This window comes from Siphonobacter aquaeclarae, from assembly GCF_900103285.1.
Lineage (GTDB): Bacteria > Bacteroidota > Bacteroidia > Cytophagales > Spirosomataceae > Siphonobacter > Siphonobacter aquaeclarae.
Genome location: NZ_FNGS01000006.1, coordinates 229,779 through 247,434, shown reverse-complemented (window position 1 = coordinate 247,434; position 17,656 = coordinate 229,779). Strand labels below are relative to the sequence as shown.

19 protein-coding genes and 2 tRNA genes are annotated in these 17,656 nt (G+C 53.4%); 7 read left to right on the top strand and 14 right to left on the bottom strand.

What is annotated here, in order from left to right; all coding sequences use genetic code 11:
* Positions 1 to 11 precede the first annotated feature (11 nt).
* Positions 12 to 299, bottom strand: coding sequence for a HesB/IscA family protein (locus BLR09_RS16970; RefSeq protein ID WP_093204857.1), 288 nt, complete (start codon positions 297 to 299; stop codon positions 12 to 14).
* 121 nt (positions 300 to 420) lie between these two features.
* Here BLR09_RS16970 and BLR09_RS16965 point away from each other — a divergent pair, with 121 nt between their 5' ends.
* Complete coding sequence (locus BLR09_RS16965) at positions 421 to 948, top strand: DUF7935 family protein (protein WP_093204854.1); 528 nt, start codon at positions 421 to 423, stop codon at positions 946 to 948.
* A 95-nt stretch (positions 949 to 1,043) separates the two neighbouring features.
* Here the strand turns inward: BLR09_RS16965 and BLR09_RS16960 are convergent, their stop codons facing one another.
* Positions 1,044 to 1,889 carry a hydroxymethylglutaryl-CoA lyase gene (locus BLR09_RS16960; RefSeq protein ID WP_093204850.1) on the bottom strand — a complete coding sequence of 282 codons (846 nt, stop codon included), beginning with the start codon at positions 1,887 to 1,889 and terminating at the stop codon, positions 1,044 to 1,046.
* Complete coding sequence (metF, locus tag BLR09_RS16955) at positions 1,890 to 2,843, bottom strand: methylenetetrahydrofolate reductase [NAD(P)H] (protein WP_093204847.1); 954 nt, start codon at positions 2,841 to 2,843, stop codon at positions 1,890 to 1,892. It lies immediately after the preceding gene.
* A 251-nt stretch (positions 2,844 to 3,094) separates the two neighbouring features.
* On the opposite strand from metF, the gene hflX reads away from it, so the two are divergent.
* Both hflX and BLR09_RS16945 read left to right on the top strand, forming a co-directional pair.
* Positions 3,095 to 4,291, top strand: coding sequence for a GTPase HflX (hflX, locus tag BLR09_RS16950; RefSeq protein ID WP_093204844.1), 1,197 nt, complete (start codon positions 3,095 to 3,097; stop codon positions 4,289 to 4,291).
* A 227-nt stretch (positions 4,292 to 4,518) separates the two neighbouring features.
* Positions 4,519 to 4,590: transfer RNA gene (locus BLR09_RS16945), tRNA-Arg, on the top strand.
* Between the two features lie 76 nt (positions 4,591 to 4,666).
* On the opposite strand, the gene BLR09_RS16940 is transcribed toward BLR09_RS16945, so the two are convergent.
* Both BLR09_RS16940 and BLR09_RS16935 read right to left on the bottom strand, forming a co-directional pair.
* The gene (locus BLR09_RS16940) at positions 4,667 to 5,803 is read right to left on the bottom strand and encodes a tail fiber domain-containing protein (protein WP_093204842.1); all 1,137 of its coding nucleotides are present in this window, start codon (positions 5,801 to 5,803) and stop codon (positions 4,667 to 4,669) included.
* A 212-nt stretch (positions 5,804 to 6,015) separates the two neighbouring features.
* Complete coding sequence (locus tag BLR09_RS16935; protein ID WP_317039231.1) at positions 6,016 to 6,420, bottom strand: winged helix-turn-helix transcriptional regulator; 405 nt, start codon at positions 6,418 to 6,420, stop codon at positions 6,016 to 6,018.
* 67 nt (positions 6,421 to 6,487) lie between these two features.
* Between BLR09_RS16935 and BLR09_RS16930 the strand changes: the two genes are divergently transcribed.
* Positions 6,488 to 6,868, top strand: a complete 381-nt coding sequence (locus BLR09_RS16930) for a DoxX family protein (RefSeq protein ID WP_093204836.1) — start codon at positions 6,488 to 6,490, stop codon at positions 6,866 to 6,868.
* 122 nt (positions 6,869 to 6,990) lie between these two features.
* Here BLR09_RS16930 and BLR09_RS16925 read toward each other — a convergent pair whose 3' ends face one another.
* Complete coding sequence (locus tag BLR09_RS16925) at positions 6,991 to 8,259, bottom strand: amidohydrolase family protein (RefSeq protein WP_093204834.1); 1,269 nt, start codon at positions 8,257 to 8,259, stop codon at positions 6,991 to 6,993.
* Between the two features lie 228 nt (positions 8,260 to 8,487).
* Between BLR09_RS16925 and BLR09_RS16920 the strand changes: the two genes are divergently transcribed.
* The 3 genes from BLR09_RS16920 to BLR09_RS16910 all read left to right on the top strand — a co-directional run bounded on the left by BLR09_RS16920 (position 8,488) and on the right by BLR09_RS16910 (position 11,265).
* Positions 8,488 to 9,666, top strand: a complete 1,179-nt coding sequence (locus tag BLR09_RS16920; RefSeq protein WP_093204831.1) for a PQQ-dependent sugar dehydrogenase — start codon at positions 8,488 to 8,490, stop codon at positions 9,664 to 9,666.
* 65 nt (positions 9,667 to 9,731) lie between these two features.
* Positions 9,732 to 9,804 (top strand) — tRNA-Thr (locus BLR09_RS16915).
* 261 nt (positions 9,805 to 10,065) lie between these two features.
* The gene (locus BLR09_RS16910) at positions 10,066 to 11,265 is read left to right on the top strand and encodes a phage integrase SAM-like domain-containing protein (RefSeq protein WP_176785586.1); all 1,200 of its coding nucleotides are present in this window, start codon (positions 10,066 to 10,068) and stop codon (positions 11,263 to 11,265) included.
* A 131-nt stretch (positions 11,266 to 11,396) separates the two neighbouring features.
* Here the strand turns inward: BLR09_RS16910 and BLR09_RS16905 are convergent, their stop codons facing one another.
* From BLR09_RS16905 to BLR09_RS16870, 8 genes are all read right to left on the bottom strand, one after another.
* Complete coding sequence (locus tag BLR09_RS16905; protein ID WP_143011132.1) at positions 11,397 to 12,461, bottom strand: hypothetical protein; 1,065 nt, start codon at positions 12,459 to 12,461, stop codon at positions 11,397 to 11,399.
* A gap of 301 nt (positions 12,462 to 12,762) precedes the next feature.
* Positions 12,763 to 14,244 (bottom strand): terminase large subunit domain-containing protein, encoded by a 1,482-nt coding sequence (locus BLR09_RS16900; protein WP_093204823.1) that lies wholly within the window; start codon positions 14,242 to 14,244, stop codon positions 12,763 to 12,765.
* Entirely contained in the window at positions 14,244 to 14,819 is a 576-nt protein-coding gene (locus BLR09_RS16895) for an acyl-CoA synthetase family protein (protein WP_176785585.1), read from the bottom strand. The genes BLR09_RS16900 and BLR09_RS16895 overlap by 1 nt, the downstream gene beginning before the upstream one ends.
* The gene (locus tag BLR09_RS16890; protein ID WP_143011131.1) at positions 14,803 to 15,183 is read right to left on the bottom strand and encodes a hypothetical protein; all 381 of its coding nucleotides are present in this window, start codon (positions 15,181 to 15,183) and stop codon (positions 14,803 to 14,805) included. The genes BLR09_RS16895 and BLR09_RS16890 overlap by 17 nt, the downstream gene beginning before the upstream one ends.
* A gap of 71 nt (positions 15,184 to 15,254) precedes the next feature.
* Positions 15,255 to 15,596 (bottom strand): hypothetical protein, encoded by a 342-nt coding sequence (locus BLR09_RS16885; RefSeq protein WP_093204818.1) that lies wholly within the window; start codon positions 15,594 to 15,596, stop codon positions 15,255 to 15,257.
* The gene (locus tag BLR09_RS16880) at positions 15,593 to 15,811 is read right to left on the bottom strand and encodes a hypothetical protein (RefSeq protein WP_093204816.1); all 219 of its coding nucleotides are present in this window, start codon (positions 15,809 to 15,811) and stop codon (positions 15,593 to 15,595) included. The genes BLR09_RS16885 and BLR09_RS16880 overlap by 4 nt, the downstream gene beginning before the upstream one ends.
* A 55-nt stretch (positions 15,812 to 15,866) precedes the next feature.
* Positions 15,867 to 16,571, bottom strand: a complete 705-nt coding sequence (locus tag BLR09_RS16875; protein WP_093204813.1) for a hypothetical protein — start codon at positions 16,569 to 16,571, stop codon at positions 15,867 to 15,869.
* 85 nt (positions 16,572 to 16,656) lie between these two features.
* Entirely contained in the window at positions 16,657 to 17,652 is a 996-nt protein-coding gene (locus BLR09_RS16870) for a hypothetical protein (RefSeq protein ID WP_093204810.1), read from the bottom strand.
* Positions 17,653 to 17,656: the final 4 nt, after the last annotated feature.

Sequence of the window (17,656 nt, the reverse complement as noted above, 5' to 3'; positions counted from 1 at the left end):
TGCGGGATTTTTTATTTCCGGAAGACGAACCCCTCCCCGCCTTCTTCGAAATCAATCGTCACGCCGATCAGGTACATCAGGTGGCGGCGGTTGACGAAGACGGGAATGCCTTCGACCTCAAAATGGTCGTCCTCGTCCTTGTTTTCGGTATCAAAACCCAGCAGGTACGACGCACCGCAGGCCGCTCCCTTCAGCCCCACCCGGAGGCCGTAGAAGGGCGGAAGGCCCTTCTCGTCGATGATGGCCCGGATCTGCCGGCTGGCTTCCGGAGTCAGCGAAATCAATTCTTTCTCGATCATTTACCACGCAGGATGCAGCCTGAGCCGCTCCTTTTTCTACTTTTGGGCCGCCGGAGTATCCGGACGGGGTCTGATTTTTCCAGGACTACCCGGTGCTAACCCGTTGATTTATCACTTTCCTATGTACGATGTATTCAGCGATCTGATCAAGGTGCTGCTGCCCGCGGGCCTGGTACTGTATGCCGTTTTTCAGGTCGTCCGGGCGTTTCTCAACAAACAACTCATTGAAAAACAACAGGAGACGCGGTCCGAAGCCTTTCGTCAGGTATTGCCGCTGCGGCTGCAGGCCTACGAGCGGCTGAGCCTGTTGCTGGAACGCCTCAGTCCGAACGCGCTTTTGCTCCGCAATGTTCCACAGGTTGTTACTTCCCTGGATTTGCAGCAGGTACTCGTCGCCGAAATCCGCGAAGAAGTACACCACAACGCTGCCCAGCAGATGTATGTCAGTAATGAGCTGTGGGACCGGGTACGCCTGGTTTCCCATGAGCTGACTTCTCTCGTGAACAAAGCCGCCGCCGAGGTATCTCCGGACGCGCCGGCGATTGAACTCGCCCGCAAAATCGGTGAACACGCCGTCGGCCGCCCCTCCGAACTTTGGCAGGAAACGCTGAATGCGGTTAAGAATGAGGCGAGGCAGTTGTGGGAGTAGCTATAAGATGTATGCTTTAAGCTGTAGGCAATGAACTTGCCAGCCTTCGATAGTCGTCATCCGCAGCTTACTGCTTAAAGCCTACGGCTTATAGCCTACAGCCTTCCAAACACCCTCCCCGAATATCCCATCGCCTCTTCCAACGCATCCTGATTAATCGTCAATCCGGCATCTTTCTTTGCGAGAAAAGCTATCCAGGATTCGGTAGGCATGTTGCCCGTGAGCTGGTCGGCCGCCATGGGGCAGCCGCCGAAGCCGCGCAGGGCGCCGTCGACGCGGCGAACGCCCGCCTCCCAGGTCGCCTCCATTTTTTCCAGTACTTTGTCGGGCGTGGAATGCAGGTGCGCACCGAACTCAATTTCCGGAAATGCCGGTATCAGCGTGCCGAACAACTGCCGGATGCCTTCCGGCGAAGAACTGCCGATGGTGTCCGACGGCGCGACAATACGCACGCCCAGATCAGCCAGCTTCCCGGTCAGGTCGACAACCGTCTGCGGCGAATAGGCCTCTCCATACGGATTGCCGAAAGCCATGGAAAGGTACACGACCAACTCCTTGCCGGCAGTGATGCAGCGTTCCTGCATCTCCGCTACCTCTTCCAGGGCCTGTGCAATACGCTTGCGTGTGTTGCGCTGCTGGAATTCCTCTGAAACAGACAACGGGAAGCCGAGGTAGCTGATTGCCGGTAGCGAACAGGCCATCCCGGCTCCCCGGAGGTTGGCGACAATTGCCAGTAAACGGGTATCCGACGGTTCGAGCTGCGCCAGCACAGCCTCCGTATCCGCCATCTGGGGAATAGCCTGGGGGGATACGAAGCTTCCGAAATCCAGGGTATCAAACCCGACCCGGAGGAGGCGGTTGAGGTAGCCGATTTTCGTTTCCGTGGGAACGAAATCGTGCAGCCCCTGCATGGCGTCTCTCGGACAGTCGATCAGTTTCATTTAAAATATCGCCCGGGCGATGGTCTGTACGTTTTCAGAGCGGGCCATGGTGTAGAAGTGCAATACCGGCGCGCCGAACTGCTGCAGCTCCTTGCATTGCTGAATGGCCCACTCGATGCCGACCTGTTTGACGTCCTTGTCCGTCGCGCAGGCTTCTACTGCTTTAACCAGCTCCTCCGGCATATCCAGGTGGAAAATACGCGGCAGAACGGATAGTTGCTTTTTGGTGGAAAGCGGCTTCAATCCCGGAATAATCGGCACATTGATACCTGCTTCCCGGCATCGGTTCACAAAATCGAAGTACTTCTGGTTATCGAAAAACATCTGGGTGACGATGTACTCGGCACCCAGATCGACTTTCTCTTTCAGGTATTTCAGGTCATTGCCGAGGTTCGGCGCTTCGAAATGTTTTTCGGGATAGCCTGCTACGCCCATACAGAAATTGGTGGGCGAGGCTTCCGTTTCCTCGTGGAGCAAACGGCCGCGGTTCATGTCGGCTACCTGCGCAACCAGTTCGGATGCATACCGGTGCCCGCCTTCTTTCGAACGGAAAACGCCGGCAGATTTTTCCGGATCCCCTCTCAGGATCAGCACATTGTCAATACCGAGGTAGTGCAGGTCGTAGAGAAAATCTTCGGTTTCATCTTTTGTGAAACCGCCGCAGATCACGTGAGGCACGGCGTCTACCTTGAACCGTTCCATCAGCCGGGCACAGATGCCGACCGTACCGGGACGGCGCCGTACGGGTACTTTCTCGATCAGGCCGTTGGGATGCCTTTTTTCGATGAGTTCCTCCCTGTGATAGGTTACGTCAATGAAGGGGGGTTTGAATTCCATCAGCGGTTCAATTGCGCCGATCAGCTCGCCAATATGCTGTCCTTTCAGTGGGGGGATGATTTCCAGGGAGAAAAGCGTTTTGCCATTTGCTTCCCGGATGTGTTCAGTTACTTTCATCGAAGATCAATAGTTCCAAGACTACAAACCTAAAAAAAAGATCAGGCTTTGCCCGGATTACGCGGGAAAATGGCCCGTTACGGCAACGTCATTTTCACCGGTGAAATTCCTTTTTTCATTAATTTTGTCCATTCGTGAACCGAACGGAATCCGTCCGATGTTCTCCTAACTGCCCGGAAGAAAAAGTATAAGTCATTCATTTTCAATATTGTTTCCGACGGGCGACTTGTATTCTTCAAAACCTTTCAGATTTGTTCAGCACCGAAAAAGATAAAGAAAAGGCGGTACTCATCGCCCTGATTACCCCGAAGCAGACCGAAGAGCAAACGCGCGAATACCTGGCCGAGCTGGAATTTCTGGCGGAAACGGCGGGTGTCGAGACGGTCAAAAGCTTTACCCAGCGCCTCGAGCGCCCCGACCTGAATACCTTTCTGGGCAAGGGCCGGTTCGAGGATGTGATGGCCTATGTCATTGACCAGGGCATCGACATGATTATTTGCGACGATGACCTGTCGGGCCGTCAGATCCGGAACATGGAATCGGCTTTCCAGGAGCGCAAAAAAGAAGTCAAGATCATCGACCGGAGTCTCCTCATTCTCAATATTTTCTCGATGCGTGCGCAGACTACCCAGGCGCGTACGCAGATCGAGCTGGCGCAGCAGCAGTATATTCTGCCCCGCCTGACGCGGATGTGGTCCCACCTTTCCCGCCAGCGCGGGGGCGTCGGGATGCGCGGACCCGGGGAAAAAGAGCTGGAAACGGATAAGCGTCTGGCCAATGACCGCATCGCCTTTTTGAAAGACAAACTGGCGAAAATCGACCGCATGGCCGTTACCCAGCGGAAAAACCGCGATCAGATGGTCCGCGTGGCACTGGTCGGCTATACCAACGTCGGGAAATCGACGCTGATGCGGCGACTCGCCAAGGCCGAAGTATTTGCCGAAAACAAGCTGTTTGCCACGGTAGATTCGACCGTTCGGAAAGTGACGCTCGATAACATTCCATTCCTGCTGACCGATACCGTCGGATTCATCCGGAAGCTGCCTACTACCCTGATCGAGGCGTTTAAATCCACGCTCGACGAGGTACGGGAAGCAGATATTCTCCTCCACGTCGTGGACGTATCCCATCCCGGCCATGAAGAGCAGATTCAGGTAGTAAACCAGATTCTGGCGGAGATTGGCGCGGCAAATAAGCCTATCATCCTGGTATTCAACAAGATTGACCTGTTCCGCCCCTCGCCTGAAATGGAATTTGAAGCGCAGGAGGGCGACTTCTCTCCGATCGACTTCCTCAAAAACTCCTACCTCGATTCGGAGAAACCGAAAGCGGTCTTCATCTCCGCCGAGCAAAAGGAAAACCTGGAAGAACTGCGGACGGCGCTCCTGGAGCTGGTGAAGCAGCGGCACTACCAGATTTTCCCGAATTCGGAATTCCTCGAAGCATAATCTTCTGTGTATTCTGTGCTTTCTGTGAGAAGATGATTTTTGTTTTTCTCACAGAAAGCACAGAACACACAGAAAATGGTTTTGGCCGGGTGGAGTGGTTCGTATGGAGGGAATCGGTCCGGTTTTTACGATTATCTGTCGATACCTTCCCGACATCCGTCTGCCCAATACTTGCGCCAAAGGCATATTTTTAGGATACTTGCAGTCCGAACGCTCCCGTTCACCCCGGCACTGTAGTTCAATGGATAGAATAGGCGTTTCCTAAACGCTAGATGCGGGTTCGATTCCCGCCGGAGCCACGCGCGCCTTCACGACACATAAAAAGCCCCTGCTTCCTTCCGGCTGCAGGGGCTTTTTTGATATTCTGCAAAAAAGCTATCCCAGCGCCACGTGAATACGACGGCGGCTCAGTACCTGCCAGCCGAGCAACAGTACAGCGCCTCCACCGAGGAATGCAACAGCCGGCCACAGCGGGAAGCCCGACTCCTTCTGCTCAAGCGCATCCAGCCGGGCCCGCAGCAGCGCGTTTTCGGCTTGTAACTCGCTGACGCGGTCGTTCAGGCCCTGCGTACGCGTGTCCAGGGCTTTCACGCCGGCAAGCGCGATACCATCGGCATCGACGGTACCAATCGACTTTTCGTCGGAACCGAGACCAAAGGTTTTATAGAAATCCTGGGCCATGGGGCCGATGTGGCGGATACCGGTGGCGTCCGTTTTGTAACTCCAGCTGGAGATGGGCAGTGCGCGGAGCTTCGTCAGAATATCTTCTCCTGAAACGGGCATAAAGGAGTGCTTTTTATGAACGTCCGAGGCATTTTGCCAGACACCGCCGGTTGATAGGAACGCCCCGGTAGAGGTGGCAATAACCGCGTTGGATTGCCCCCAGTTGCTGATACTGGCGCCGGATTGGAACGTTACGCCCGTTGTCAGGTTAGACGACGTAAAAATGCGGAAACCGCCGGACACGCGCCAGTTGGCCGAGTGGTTGACGCCCGCAAGGATGGCGTCGACCGAGGACCGGTCCGCAAACACGAAGCTACCCTGCCGCGCATTGGTATTGGCTTGATAACCAAGGGCAACAGAAGCTGCTCCGGAGGCTACGCAGTTGTCGCCCATGGCAAAGGCAGTAATCTGGGATGCCACACACCGGTTTCCGAAAGCAACGCCGTAATCTGCCGATGCGCGGACATCATAACCCATCGCCACGGAATAGTTACCGATATTGGGCTGGTCCCACTGGGTACCGGAGACAAAGCCTGCCCGAACAGCAGCCTTATCCGGATACCACAACACACGGGCGCCGTTTCCGATAACCGGGAAGCCATCAGGAACAGGCCCTCCGTCGTAATCGCCGCCCAGCCAGAAGGCGCCATTCCGGTGAAGACTCATGCGGGTAAGGGTACTGTTACCATCTTTGACGGCGAGAAGGGTATCGAGTTTTTGTGCCGTTGCTACACCTGCGGACAGGGTTGCGGCAACGAGGATCATCAGACGGAGGTAGTGATTTTTCATGATGAGGACAGATGATTTGCGTTTCTTCAGGTAACCTGAGATGTTCCGGACCTCAGCCTATTCACTTTTCAGGAAAAAACAGGACGAGGATACTCAAAAATATCAAATTACATCTGCTCTCCGAATTTGCGGCAAGGAATAAATGCGTGAATAGAATCGTTTATCAAACGGCGTAAAACCGGGCGACCAAAACCTGATTACCAAGACAATAGCTATTTTCTTTCCCAGGTATTGCCGTCGCCCATTATCCTCTCCCGGTGCAGCAAACCCCAGTAATGCAACTCATACAGTACCTTCTCCAGCGAACGACCGTGCGGAGTAATGGCGTATTCGACGGTCGGCGGAAAGGTATCATACACGGTCCGCGTAATAAGTTGATTGATTTCCAGGGCCTTAAGCTCTTTGGAAAGGGTTTTATCGGTAATACCGGAAACGTCTTTCGCCAACTGGCGAAAGCGACGGGGTTCTTCGGATAAAGCGAAGAGAATGAGGAGTTTCCATTTGCCTTCCAGTGCCTCGAGGGCATCGCGGATAGAACGCATGGATCGGGGGCAGCCGCCTTCGGTGAGCATGGCATTGAGTTGTCTGATACTATCCCGCGAGATAGTGCTTTCCATTGGGATAGTACTATCCGTTGGAAAGTAAAGGTAGGCTAGTATTGCTGCCGTCTTACACAAACGCACGATGAAAATCCTCAATATCCTTCTCTGGGCTGCCCAGCTCCTCCTTGCCGCCGGCTTTGCCTGGGCCGCGTATATGAAACTCATCCAACCGGCGGGCGTACTGGCCGGTCAATGGCCGTGGACGGCGGAGTACCCCGGCCTGGTGGTATTAACCGGCATACTCGATACGCTGGCGGCAACCGGCCTGGTACTTCCTATCCTGCTGCGCATCGCGCCGGTATGGACGATCCGGGCGGCGGCAGGTGCTGTAGCCCTGATGGCGGCGGCAATCGTCTTTCACGGAAGCCGGGGTGAACCTGTCGGATTTAATGTATTTTTCGGCGCGATGGCAGGGTTTGTGTGGTGGGGAAGGACGAAAACGCTCCTTCGTCCGGGGAAATGAACGTTCTGAGACCGTTTTCGGTCTTCAGTTTACTGTTTACAGTTTTCGGTTTGCAGTTTTCAGTTTTGCTGGCAAGACAGTCGGCCCGCAAAACTGAAAACCGAAAACTGCAAACAGTAAACCTATTTCCTGAATACCTTTCCGTCCCGCATCGCAAAAGATGCATCGCGTGAGATGACGGGGCGGAAGTTGGTTTCCAGGTCGCCTTCGAACGCCACGATATCAGCCCGGGCGCCGGGCTTGATGACGCCGAGCTCGCCGGCTTTTCCGGCGGCAACGGCGCCGTTGTATGTTCCGATCTGAAGTACGTCGCCGACGGCCAGTCCGGCCACGAAGTACGAAATCAACGCATCCTTGGCAGCGGCGCCCCGGTGTTCAGGCGATTTCAGGTAGGCATCCGAGCCATAAACAATGGGCACGCCGGCTTTTACCGCCCGCAGCAGGCGGTCTTTCGCTTTTTTGACAAAGTCGTTGACATCGCTGTCAGCCGCTTTCCATTCGCCGAGGCTCAGAATGCCTTTGTAACCTTCAAATGTACCGTCTGTCGGAACGAGGTATACTTTCTTCTGCGCCATGCGTTGCAGGGTGCTGTCGCCGATGCCGTACCCGTGTTCGATGCCGTCTACACCCGCGTCGATCGCATCGCGGACAACGTCGTCAAACGGAGCGTGAGCGGTTACTTTGAGCCCTTTGGCGTGGGCGGTTTTGACAATTGCCTGCAGGATTTCGGGGGACAGTATCAAACCGTTGTCGTTTGTGACGCATACCTTGATCACGTCGACGCCGCGTTTGTGGTGCTCTGTCACAGCAGCGACGGCGTCTTCCGGCGTCTTGACAATTGTGTATTCTTTTTCAGGAAGTGCTTTATGGGCCTCCGGCAGCTTGCCGAACTGCCCGTTTGGCGGCGAGAGAATTGGCCCTGACGCCCAGATACGCGGACTGGCAGTTGTTCCGCTCTCCGCCTGTTTTCGCAGGATCAGATCGAGGTACTGGCCGGAATTACCTAGGTCTTTCACCGTTGTTATGCCTGCATCGAGGTATTCTTTGGCGTATTGACCAGCCCGGCGGATACGCTCTTCTTCCGAAATCGCCAGAATATCCCGCTCCATCGGTACGCCGCTCACCTGGGACAGCAGGAGGTGTGAATGGGAATCAATGAGTCCTGGTATGACGGTCGACCGTGACAGGTCCACCACTTCGGCGTTTGCACGGTCCTTTGCGGTCAATTTTCCTACTTTTTTGATGCGGTCGCCCTCGACGAGGATCTCCTGGTTGGTTTTGAATCGTTTGTTTTCGGAATCGAAGAGCTTTCCGGCGCGAATAATGTACCGGGTCGGCGCCTGTCCGAAGGCGACCTGGGAAAGCAGGAGAAGGAGAAGGGTTTTGCGCATGAGTTGGGTTTAGAGTTTGATGTTTAGGGTTTAGGGTTTAGAGTTGGAGCGGATGCAATCTACTTAAGGTCTGTCTATTCGTCCAAAAGGTCAGGCGCAAACTCCCGCGGGAACCTCTCCCCAACTCTAAACCCTAAACTTGAAACTCTAAACTTCAAACCCCGCAGGCATGATTTTCTACCTCAAAACCTCACGGGTTTTCGTACCTTTCTCACCAACTCTGTTCTCATGCAACGCTCGCTTCTCGCCACCGCCTTTTTGCTGGCCGGTTTGATCGGTTCGTGTCAATCGCCCGACAAACGTACGCCGGCTACTTCTTCCCAATCGGTGACTGTCCGCCTGATCACCGACGGCGTATCGCATCCGACTGCCTTTGCCGCAACGCCGGACAACACCCTGCTCATTGCCGAACAGGAAGGCCGCATCCGCGTATACAAGGATAACCAGCTGATCAGCAACCCGTTTCTGGATATTTCGAAGCAGGTGGTGAAGTCGTCGGGGTACGACGAACGCGGCCTGCTGGGTCTCGCGCTGCACCCGGATTATGCGCAGAACGGCAAGTTTTACGTCTATTACAGCGCCCGAACCAGCGGGGCCAATCATAAAAGTGTCATTCAGGAATTTAAGGTGTCGAACAATGGCCTGGTTGCTGACGCCGGGAGCGGCCGTATCCTGCTGGAATTTGATCAGCCGGAGTCGAATCACAACGGCGGCGATTTGCAGTTTGGTCCGGATGGATATCTGTACATTGCTTCCGGCGATGGCGGAGGCGGCGGTGACCGCCACGGCGAGCACGGTAACGGACAGAATCTCAATACGTTACTGGGCAAGATACTCCGTATTGACGTCAACAAAACGCCGTATGGCATTCCGGCAGATAATCCGTTTGTGAACCAGGCTGGCGTGCGACCGGAGATATTCGCCTATGGTCTCCGCAACCCGTGGCGATTCAGCTTTGACAAAGCCAACGGGAAGCTGTTTGCCGGAGATGTCGGACAAAATCAATACGAAGAAGTTGATCTGGTAACGAAAGGCGGCAACTACGGCTGGCGGGTACGCGAAGGGTATCATTCCTACAACAACAGCGATCCGGACGTACCCAACCGAATCGATCCGATCACCGAGTATTCGCACTCGGAAGGCATCAGCATTACGGGCGGGTTTGTGTATCGCGGCGAAAAGATAGGCTGGCTGAAGGGTAAATACATTTTCGCAGACTGGTCGGGTCCACTGTGGTACCTGACTGAATCCAAAGAAAAAGAGTGGCCGCGTACCAGCCTGATAACCAAGGGCCGTCCGGCCAACTGGCAGGTCTACTCCTTTGGCCAGGACCGCGACGGCGAGCTCTACCTCCTCGGCGTCAATACCGAAAATAACCGCGGCATCGTCTACCGCATCGAGCCCTGACACAAGAAAAAACACCTGCTCTCTTGACAACGCTCCCCTGTCTGCCTATCTTTGCACCCGCTATCGCCTCCTTAGCTCAGCTGGTAGAGCGACGCATTCGTAATGCGTAGGTCGCAAGTTCAAGTCTTGTAGGGGGCTCAATACAGGGTAAAACCTCAAAAAAGCTACATTACGGTCAGCCTGTCCAGCAATGGACAGGCTTTTTTATTGCCTGATTCTTACCGGGTTACCTCCAATTCCCTTTTTCTTCTTCACTTTCCTCATTTTCATAGGTGCCCTTTCCCAGGTGGCACCTGTAGGTGGCACTTGCAGTTACAAAACAGGTGCCACCTGGAATGCCCGACCCCCTCATTATAGGGGGTGTTGGACCTAGCGAAAATGAGAAATCGCATCCACTCCATGGAGGTCCAATTTTTCCGGCATTTTGCCACCGCTACCAAAGCAACCTTTACACTTTATGCCCGCGTTAAGTATGACGATAACCGCGCCGATTTCGGCAGCACGGGGCTTAGGCTCCGCCCAGAGGAATGGGACAGCGTTAACAAACGCGTTCTTCCCTCCCACCGCCAGTGGGAACACCTTAACAAGCAACTCGACGAACTGCTCGACAGGCTCGACCTGTCTTATAAAATTGTATCGAAAGGAGGGAATCAGCCGGTAACGGCCAATGCAATTCTCACCTGTTACAAAGACATATTCGAGCCGCCGAAAGAGAAGAAAGAAAAAGAAATACTCTTCACCGATCTACTTGGCTTTTGGATAAATAGCCGGGAGAAGGAGCTGGAGGACGGGGATATTCGGTACGCAACCTTTAAGAAGAACCGGGAGGCGATAACCAAAGCGCTTTCCTATCTAAACGAGACCGGAAGGCTGAACGTCAAAGCGTCTGAGTTCACTCTTCGCTCCGCTCACCGGTACCGCGCCTGGTTGGAAGACCAGGGCTACGGTTACGCCCATGTAAACAAGCTACTCAAAACAGTCAGGCAGGCGGTGAAATGGGCATACGAGCACGAATACCTGGAAACCAATACCCTGGATGGCCTGAAACTCAAACGGGATACTTTGCCTATCCCGGAGTTTCTCACCATTCGCCAGGTTCGGGATTTGGCTACCAGGCCGTTCACAAACCCGGTACTCCAACGAGTGGCCGACCTTATGTTCGTCTATTGCCGTACCGGATTTCACTACACCGATTTGAAGCTCGTTATCAAGTCAGCCCGGGAAGAGATTGACAAAGGCCTGGCCGGGTTTGACTGGATAAAGCACGCACGGATCAAAACAGGCGTGTTTGCCAAAGTTCCCATTTTTGATGACCTGAAGCCGGTTGTTGAGAAATACGGTGGCTGGGATAAACTGCCGCTTATTTCCAACGATAAGATGAATTACTTTCTGAAAGTAATAGCAGCAGAACGCGGTCTTAATCCAAAGCTGTCCGTCAAGTTCGGCCGCAACTCATTTGCGGACTGGCTGCTCAATGAAAAGGGATGGTCTATCCCGGCGGTGAAGGTAGTCTTAGGGCTTCGCACTGACGCAATGGTTAACCGGTATGTCCGGGCGGACGAACGCCGTGTAGCCCTGGAATTGAAGAAAAAGAAGTAACAACCCAAACCCTTAAATAGCCAACATCCCCTCACCAGAGCGTTCACCAAACGCCCCAGAGAGGGGAAGGTTGTTCTAAATGAACCTTAAAATTACGAAAAGCTAACAAATGTCAGCTTTTCGTAATATAATTAAATATCAGGTTTCAGAAAAAGCGTCAGCTTATCATCAATTTTATATGAACTAAGATTTTGGAGCTCTTGATCTAAAATTGGATAAAAACTGGTAATTTCAGAGAATCTCTCTGTAACGCCACCTTTTTTTTTCCTGCTGACAGGGGTTGTGTGAAGCTTATATGGCGTATCAATATATCGAAAAATGATCGTAGAAAGTGAAACTTTATTTGCGACATTAGTTTTAGATATTTTTCGAAGAACCTCTAAGATAAATTTTTCAATCTCTGAATACTCGAAGTTTTCTACGTGAAAAGTTTTTTGAACATCAATCATCAAAGATGCCTTCATAAAATGCCAATAAAACACGTGCACAAATCCCTTAGGTGTCAAGTGAATGTTTGTACCATTGAAGTCAAAATTAATTATCGGCTGTTCTTTCTCTTCAAGAATTCTTGATATTTGGTGATATTGATATTTCGAACGCAGAAGAATGCTTATTCTTTGGAATTTGTAGCGATTTGATCCCTTACCATAAGGTTCATTCTCGAAATCCCTATCGAGATTTTCTCTTATCAATTTTCTTGTTTCGTTGGAAATAAATTGCAAAACTTGATCTGAATGATTCTCTTTTAGAATGACATCGTCCCACTTATCAGACTCTTTATATAGATACTCTAAGTCGGCCTGAGCCACTTCTCTCGGAACCTCAAAATAGTGCTCACTAAAATCATCAAACGTAATATTATTCGTCACTATTGCTCTCGATATCACAGTCCTAACATGAGACAAATAACTATATTTATAGTATTTTCCCCCTCCTGTGATATCGTGATAGTATGTTAGGTAGGTTAATACAAAAAGATAATCTATGCACGTTTCACAACTTTTCAATTCTACTCCTGGCACCAAATCTACAGCAACGTCAGTGCAATAATCGACTGTCTCCGATACTGTCAATTTTTTCCTTTGATTTACCTTCTTTATCAGTTCACTTCTTTCCTTCTGATACTCTAAATACAATGGATTATCCTTCAGCTCCTCCGGTGAAAGCAAACGATAGCGAACCTTTTGATCTGACATTTTGATGGACGGTTTTATGGGCATATTTTTTGCGAATATACCAATTGCCACTCGTCAATCGCTCCTGGCGAGTCTTACGTACTACTTAGAACATTGATTATCAAGGCGTTAGAAAAAATGCACCCTTTCTTCTTTTAATTCACAGGTATCTCGTTGTTTATCAAGCATCTACAAGCGTTGAAACTTCCAAATCGCCGATTTTCTCTTAATCGACCCCGCCCTATCACATTTTGGAAATTTCCCTTTTTCGAAAATTCGAATAGCTGAATCGGTACCCCTGGGGGTCGGGGTACCGACTTTTCTACCCGCCCAGGAAGTCGATGTCGAACCCGGATTCGTTGTAGCTAACTCCGCCCAGGCTCTTCCAGATGACGTAGTAGTCGACCGTGTCGCCCAGGTGGGTGGCGTCCTGTTGCTCTACTCCCTTCTTCTTCTCGCTGTCCTTGTTCTTGGTGTGGTCGGTGTTGATGGGCGTGCGCACCATCGACACGACGGCCGCCTTGGCATCCTGTGGGTGGAGCCGCAGGTAGTACTCGGCCGGGTCGGTCTCGGATAAGATGCGGTGCAGCAAAAGGAAGCGTTCGTAAAGAGGCATGTTGTAGGAAAGGGGTGATAAAATCACCTCCCATTTAGCCACCTCGAAAATACCGGCGAATAATTCGAACATGGTTTTAGTGGCACCGGCGCTCTTGTTCTGGCCGTTACGGTCGCCGGTAATGGTGATCTTATGCAGCGCCTGCCCCTTGAACCGCTCCACCACCTTTAGCGCCAGGCTCTCGGCCATGGTCAGCTTCTCCCCTGTCGGTCCGTCGACCGGCTCCTTGACATAGACAGCAGCCAGGCACTTAAGCAACCGGCCCGCCGGTTGCCAAACCGTGCAGCTGGTGAAGTGCGCGTTGAAGTCTACCGACACCTCCAACCCCCGGGCCGGATCGTACCAGAAAGGGATTTCGTCTACCTCGGTGTGCTTCTCCCAGGATAGGGCCGGGTAGTAGCTATTAGCAATCCGGGAAAGGCGCTTGCCTTCCACTTCCACCTCATACTCCAGGGAAGTCAGCGTTTCCTTGAGGCCTTTGATAAATCCGGGGGGCAGGAAAGCGGCATTGTCCCGGGTGATGACCTGGGTAAAGTGGTATTTTCTAGGCTCTTTCCTGGAAAGCTCCTCGTACTCAAACATCCACTCACCGGTGGCACCGTAAGGCGGGCTGGAAAAAAACGCAAACAGCCAGTGCAAGTTGGATTGAAACCGGCCGACGTTGGCCCGTATCCGTCCCAGCAGGATTTTTAGCCAATCCTTCTTAAACCGGAGGGCTTCGTCGAGTAGTACAAAATCGTCATTGCGCCCCCGGTGCGAATCGGCGTCCATCTTGTAGCCGCAGACTTCAACGGTAAACCCATTCACAAAAGTGATGCAGTTGGACCAGTCGTCAGGCTCCTGGTAGGGCCGGTCGAAGCCTTCCGGCGGTTCCTTCCAAAGTACATAGTCTCCCTCACCGGTACGGGGATTATAGGGTACTACTCCCCAGCGGTCCCGCCAACCGGCGCGAAGCCCTGGCGTTAACGATCGTTTGGCCTGGGAGACGATCGGGCACGCAAACTGCCCCTTTGCACGGGGCAGTTCCTCTTTCATAATGACGACCAGGTCAGACAAGGCAATGGATTTTCCCGAACCGATGCCACCCACCATCCCGGCCACCTTCACGTCGTGAACGTCCATCCGGTAGAGAACGGCCTCCAAAAAATCGGCCTGTTTGTCGTTAACGGTAATTTCCAGCTCTTCCATTATTCGGGCAGTTCTTCAAAATGGGCTTCCTCGGAAAAATCGGTTTTTTCCACCCCGTTCACGTTTTTGGTCACGCGCTTGATGATAATCTTGGTAGGCTTTTTACCCTGGGACAAATCGCGCTCCTTCTCCTGATAGGCACCGTCCAACTCAGCAGCTTCCTGGGTCAGTGACCGGAATATCTTTAGCAGCTCAGCTCCTGCTTTGTGGTCTTTGAAGTCCAGGGCTTGCCGTGCCTCCTGGTAGGCCAGCTGCGCCGCTTCCCGGAACATTTCGGCATACAGGTATTTGACCCCTTCCGGATTGCGCGCCAGGCGGATATCCGCGTATAGATCATAGGCCATGACCAGAACTTCCCGGGCGCGCCGCTCCTGAAGGCGGGTCTCGGGATCGGTCCGTAGCAACTGGATCACCTGGGCGTCGGAATACCCTTGTTTTAGCCAGCCCCGGGCAATGTTCATTTTATCGAACGTCTCTTGCTGCCTCGGGCTTAATTCTTCGTCGAGCAGCAAATGCCGCCGGTAGACGTCCAGTTCATCCTGGACTTTTTGGAGGTACTTATTGTTGCCGCGCATATTTCGCCTTTACGATTTGTTCCTGTAGCTCTCGTTTCAATGCCTTCATTTTCTCCAGCTCGGTCTCCCAGGCGCTGGCCTTTTTGTGGTCGGGTTGCTCCCTGAGCTTCTTTTCATACTTGGTCACGTTCACATTCAGCCGGGATAGTTCCACCTGAAGTTCTGCCAGGTTGCCGCCAACGGAAACGGTCTCGGAAACGCCCTTTTTCGGCGTCGGCTCGTCCGGCAGCCTGCCGAACTTGCGGTAATAGTCGATGTTTTGCCGCACCGCCTTCCAGGCCATGCGTTTTTCGATGATCTGGGCGATAACCGGGCGCACGCCTTCCAGATCGTCCGCCGCGAACGTGTGGAGCTGGTTTGACAAAAAAGCGGCTTCACGGTGCAGGGTTTCCGCCTGCACCGTGAGCCGCTCTATCGTGTCGTCTGCGGAATCAGCTATTGGCTGTCTGTTTTTTTTTCTTCGGTCGCTTCGGCATTCCCCTGCTGCTCAACTGCCGGGGTTTCGGCCGTTTTTTCTTCCGGTGCGGCAGCCTTCGCCGGTTCCGGCTTCGTCTTCGGCTTCTCAGCCGGTTTTGCGGCCGGTTTGGGCTTTTCTTCCTTCAAAGGCTCGTGTTGGGCAGCGGGGACCTCCTTCACCGGCTGGTTATCGCCGTCTGTCTCTTCTTGGTAGGCCTTTTCGGCCTTCCGGAGGTTTTCCAGGGTTTCCGCGGTGCCCAGGGCATCATGACGCAGGCGGGCAAACTGCATGTCCGCCTTTAATTTTTTCGGGTCGCTCATTCGGCCGTGTGTTTGTCCGCTTTCGCCTTGGCAGATGCGGTGGTTGCGGGGATTTCTTCGATAAACTTCCCGTGCGTGTCGGGATAGTTAGTTTTGATGATGGCAGCCTCCTGGTTGGTCAGGGAATCAGCTGTCAAAAAGACGGTCCGGCCACCGACGGCCAGGTGAACCTGCTTTGCCTGTTCGGCATCGACGATCTTGTACTTGGTAAGCATGGCAAGGAAAAGGGAAAGAGCCCCCGGGACTTGGCCCCGGGGAGCTGGTGGGGTGTTACGCGGCCGCAGGCAGCGGCGCAACGTCGAAAGTCGCCAGGGGTCCCAGCGGTACAATCGGCACGGTAAAGCCGTCGTTGCTGGCCTTAAAGGTGGTCTTCTTCCGGTCGGTCCCTTTGACGGGGCTGGATTGGGTCGACTCAAACATCAACGGCACGTACTTCTGTCCCAGGTAGTATTTCGTGTCGTCGTTGCCTACGACCACCACGTTCACCGGCGTTTCATACAGCAGCGTCAGCAGCTTGGCAATGTCCTTGTCATAACCCAGCACTTCGAACTCAACCCCTTGGGTAAACCCGGCGCCGGGTTTCATCGCCCCGTCCCACTTGGTCGTATCATACCAGGCTTCAATTTCGATGAACTTCTTGCCTGTGACCAGGGGAATGGGTGCGTCCCAATTGCCCTGGGTTTTGATGATGTCGTAGGTAATAAACTCTTCTTCTAGGTCTTTGGTCAAAACGATAAAAAGGCGCTTGGAACCGCCCAGGGATGGCTGCTGACACCGGCGTTTCAGGCCCGTCAGGGCCGTACAATAAGCCAGGCCGCCGGGCGTATCAAAACGCACGCCGGTAACATACTGAAGACCCAGCGACGTAGCCGGAACCGCCAGGGCGGCCGCCAGTACGTTCTGAGTAGTAGTGAAGGCCAGAATACCGGCCAGGATGCTGGCAAAAACGATTGCCAGGGCTTTAAACTGTCGCATAAAAAAGAAAGGGTGAAGGAAGGTGTTAGCCAAGGGTACCGGCTGGGCTGGTCTCAAGCCGGTACCCCTGGCCTCGATGGTTGAACTAGTCGATCCGGTCGTTGGAGAAGACGTACTTCCCTACGCCGTAGTTGACGTCTGCCGAAAAAAACAGGTTGGCTTCATAGCCCTTGATGGCTTCCATCAGCTTGGCGTTGAAGTTTTCAAAGCCCTGGTTAAAGGTGAAGAACTTGTTACCCGGCACCGTCAGCCAGGAAAAACGGCGATTTCCCAGGCCTGCTTCCACTTTCAGGGAGATGTTCGGGAAGTCGTCGAGCGTCGACGGCTGCTCTCCCAGCCCGACCGTATTGGGTGACTTGGCCCGGCGGGTAGCCTTGTAGAGCCGGTAGGTCCGCGCGGAAACTTCCATCGTCATCGCCCGCCCTGCCAGTTCCGGCAGGCTTTCGGTCAGCTGGGCAATCTCGTTGATCTCGTCGTACACGTCAGCGTCAAAGCCTGCCGCGTCTGTCACGGAATCATACACGTTGGCTGCCGGAATGTCGCCACCGGTGGTTCTGCCTTCCGCCAGCTTGTAAAGCAGGCCGTTCATCACATAGCCTGCTCCTTTCTGGGCATCGTTGCGCACGGCCCGGTAGGCCGACACCGTCGCCAGGTCGTGCCCGGCTTTTTCCAGGATTTGCTGGAGAAAGAAAAGCGGCCAGGGATTGTTCAATACGTCCTGCTGGGACTTCAGGCCGGTGACATACTTCAAATAGCTGCGGTAAAACGTCAGGACGTCCGACCGCTTCAGACTCAAATCAATGTCGATGTCGTGAAACTCCGGCATCCGTGCCCCGAACTTGACCGCATCCGGCGTCGGATCAAAGGCGTCTTTGGCAGGCTGGAGAATATCACGTACCTCCATGGAAATCAGCGGCGTCTTCTCGTCCGACTCATCGACGATGAAGTCCTCCCGGATTTTGGCGAATCCGTCGACCAGGAACTGGTTAAAGACGATGGGATTCGCCGAGATCGTCTCCTGGAGCTTGGCCGGAAGGCTCGAAAAATCGACCGAATTAACCAGGTTGTTGGCAATCAGCATAGTA

Coding starts and splice junctions, on each gene's coding strand:
- BLR09_RS16970 (WP_093204857.1), bottom strand. CDS start 299: ATGATCGAGAAAGAATTGATTTCGCTGACTCCGGAAGCCAGCCGGCAG.
- BLR09_RS16895 (WP_176785585.1), bottom strand. CDS start 14,819: ATGCGCGGCAACAATAAGTACCTCCAAAAAGTCCAGGATGAACTGGAC.
- BLR09_RS16960 (WP_093204850.1), bottom strand. CDS start 1,889: ATGAAACTGATCGACTGTCCGAGAGACGCCATGCAGGGGCTGCACGAT.
- BLR09_RS16900 (WP_093204823.1), bottom strand. CDS start 14,244: ATGGAAGAGCTGGAAATTACCGTTAACGACAAACAGGCCGATTTTTTG.
- BLR09_RS16905 (WP_143011132.1), bottom strand. CDS start 12,461: ATGTCAGATCAAAAGGTTCGCTATCGTTTGCTTTCACCGGAGGAGCTG.
- BLR09_RS16935 (WP_317039231.1), bottom strand. CDS start 6,420: ATGGAAAGCACTATCTCGCGGGATAGTATCAGACAACTCAATGCCATG.
- BLR09_RS16910 (WP_176785586.1), top strand. CDS start 10,066: ATGGAGGTCCAATTTTTCCGGCATTTTGCCACCGCTACCAAAGCAACC.
- BLR09_RS16875 (WP_093204813.1), bottom strand. CDS start 16,571: ATGCGACAGTTTAAAGCCCTGGCAATCGTTTTTGCCAGCATCCTGGCC.
- BLR09_RS16930 (WP_093204836.1), top strand. CDS start 6,488: ATGAAAATCCTCAATATCCTTCTCTGGGCTGCCCAGCTCCTCCTTGCC.
- BLR09_RS16925 (WP_093204834.1), bottom strand. CDS start 8,259: ATGCGCAAAACCCTTCTCCTTCTCCTGCTTTCCCAGGTCGCCTTCGGA.
- BLR09_RS16885 (WP_093204818.1), bottom strand. CDS start 15,596: ATGAGCGACCCGAAAAAATTAAAGGCGGACATGCAGTTTGCCCGCCTG.
- BLR09_RS16965 (WP_093204854.1), top strand. CDS start 421: ATGTACGATGTATTCAGCGATCTGATCAAGGTGCTGCTGCCCGCGGGC.
- metF (WP_093204847.1), bottom strand. CDS start 2,843: ATGAAAGTAACTGAACACATCCGGGAAGCAAATGGCAAAACGCTTTTC.
- BLR09_RS16940 (WP_093204842.1), bottom strand. CDS start 5,803: ATGAAAAATCACTACCTCCGTCTGATGATCCTCGTTGCCGCAACCCTG.
- BLR09_RS16870 (WP_093204810.1), bottom strand. CDS start 17,652: ATGCTGATTGCCAACAACCTGGTTAATTCGGTCGATTTTTCGAGCCTT.
- BLR09_RS16880 (WP_093204816.1), bottom strand. CDS start 15,811: ATGCTTACCAAGTACAAGATCGTCGATGCCGAACAGGCAAAGCAGGTT.
- BLR09_RS16920 (WP_093204831.1), top strand. CDS start 8,488: ATGCAACGCTCGCTTCTCGCCACCGCCTTTTTGCTGGCCGGTTTGATC.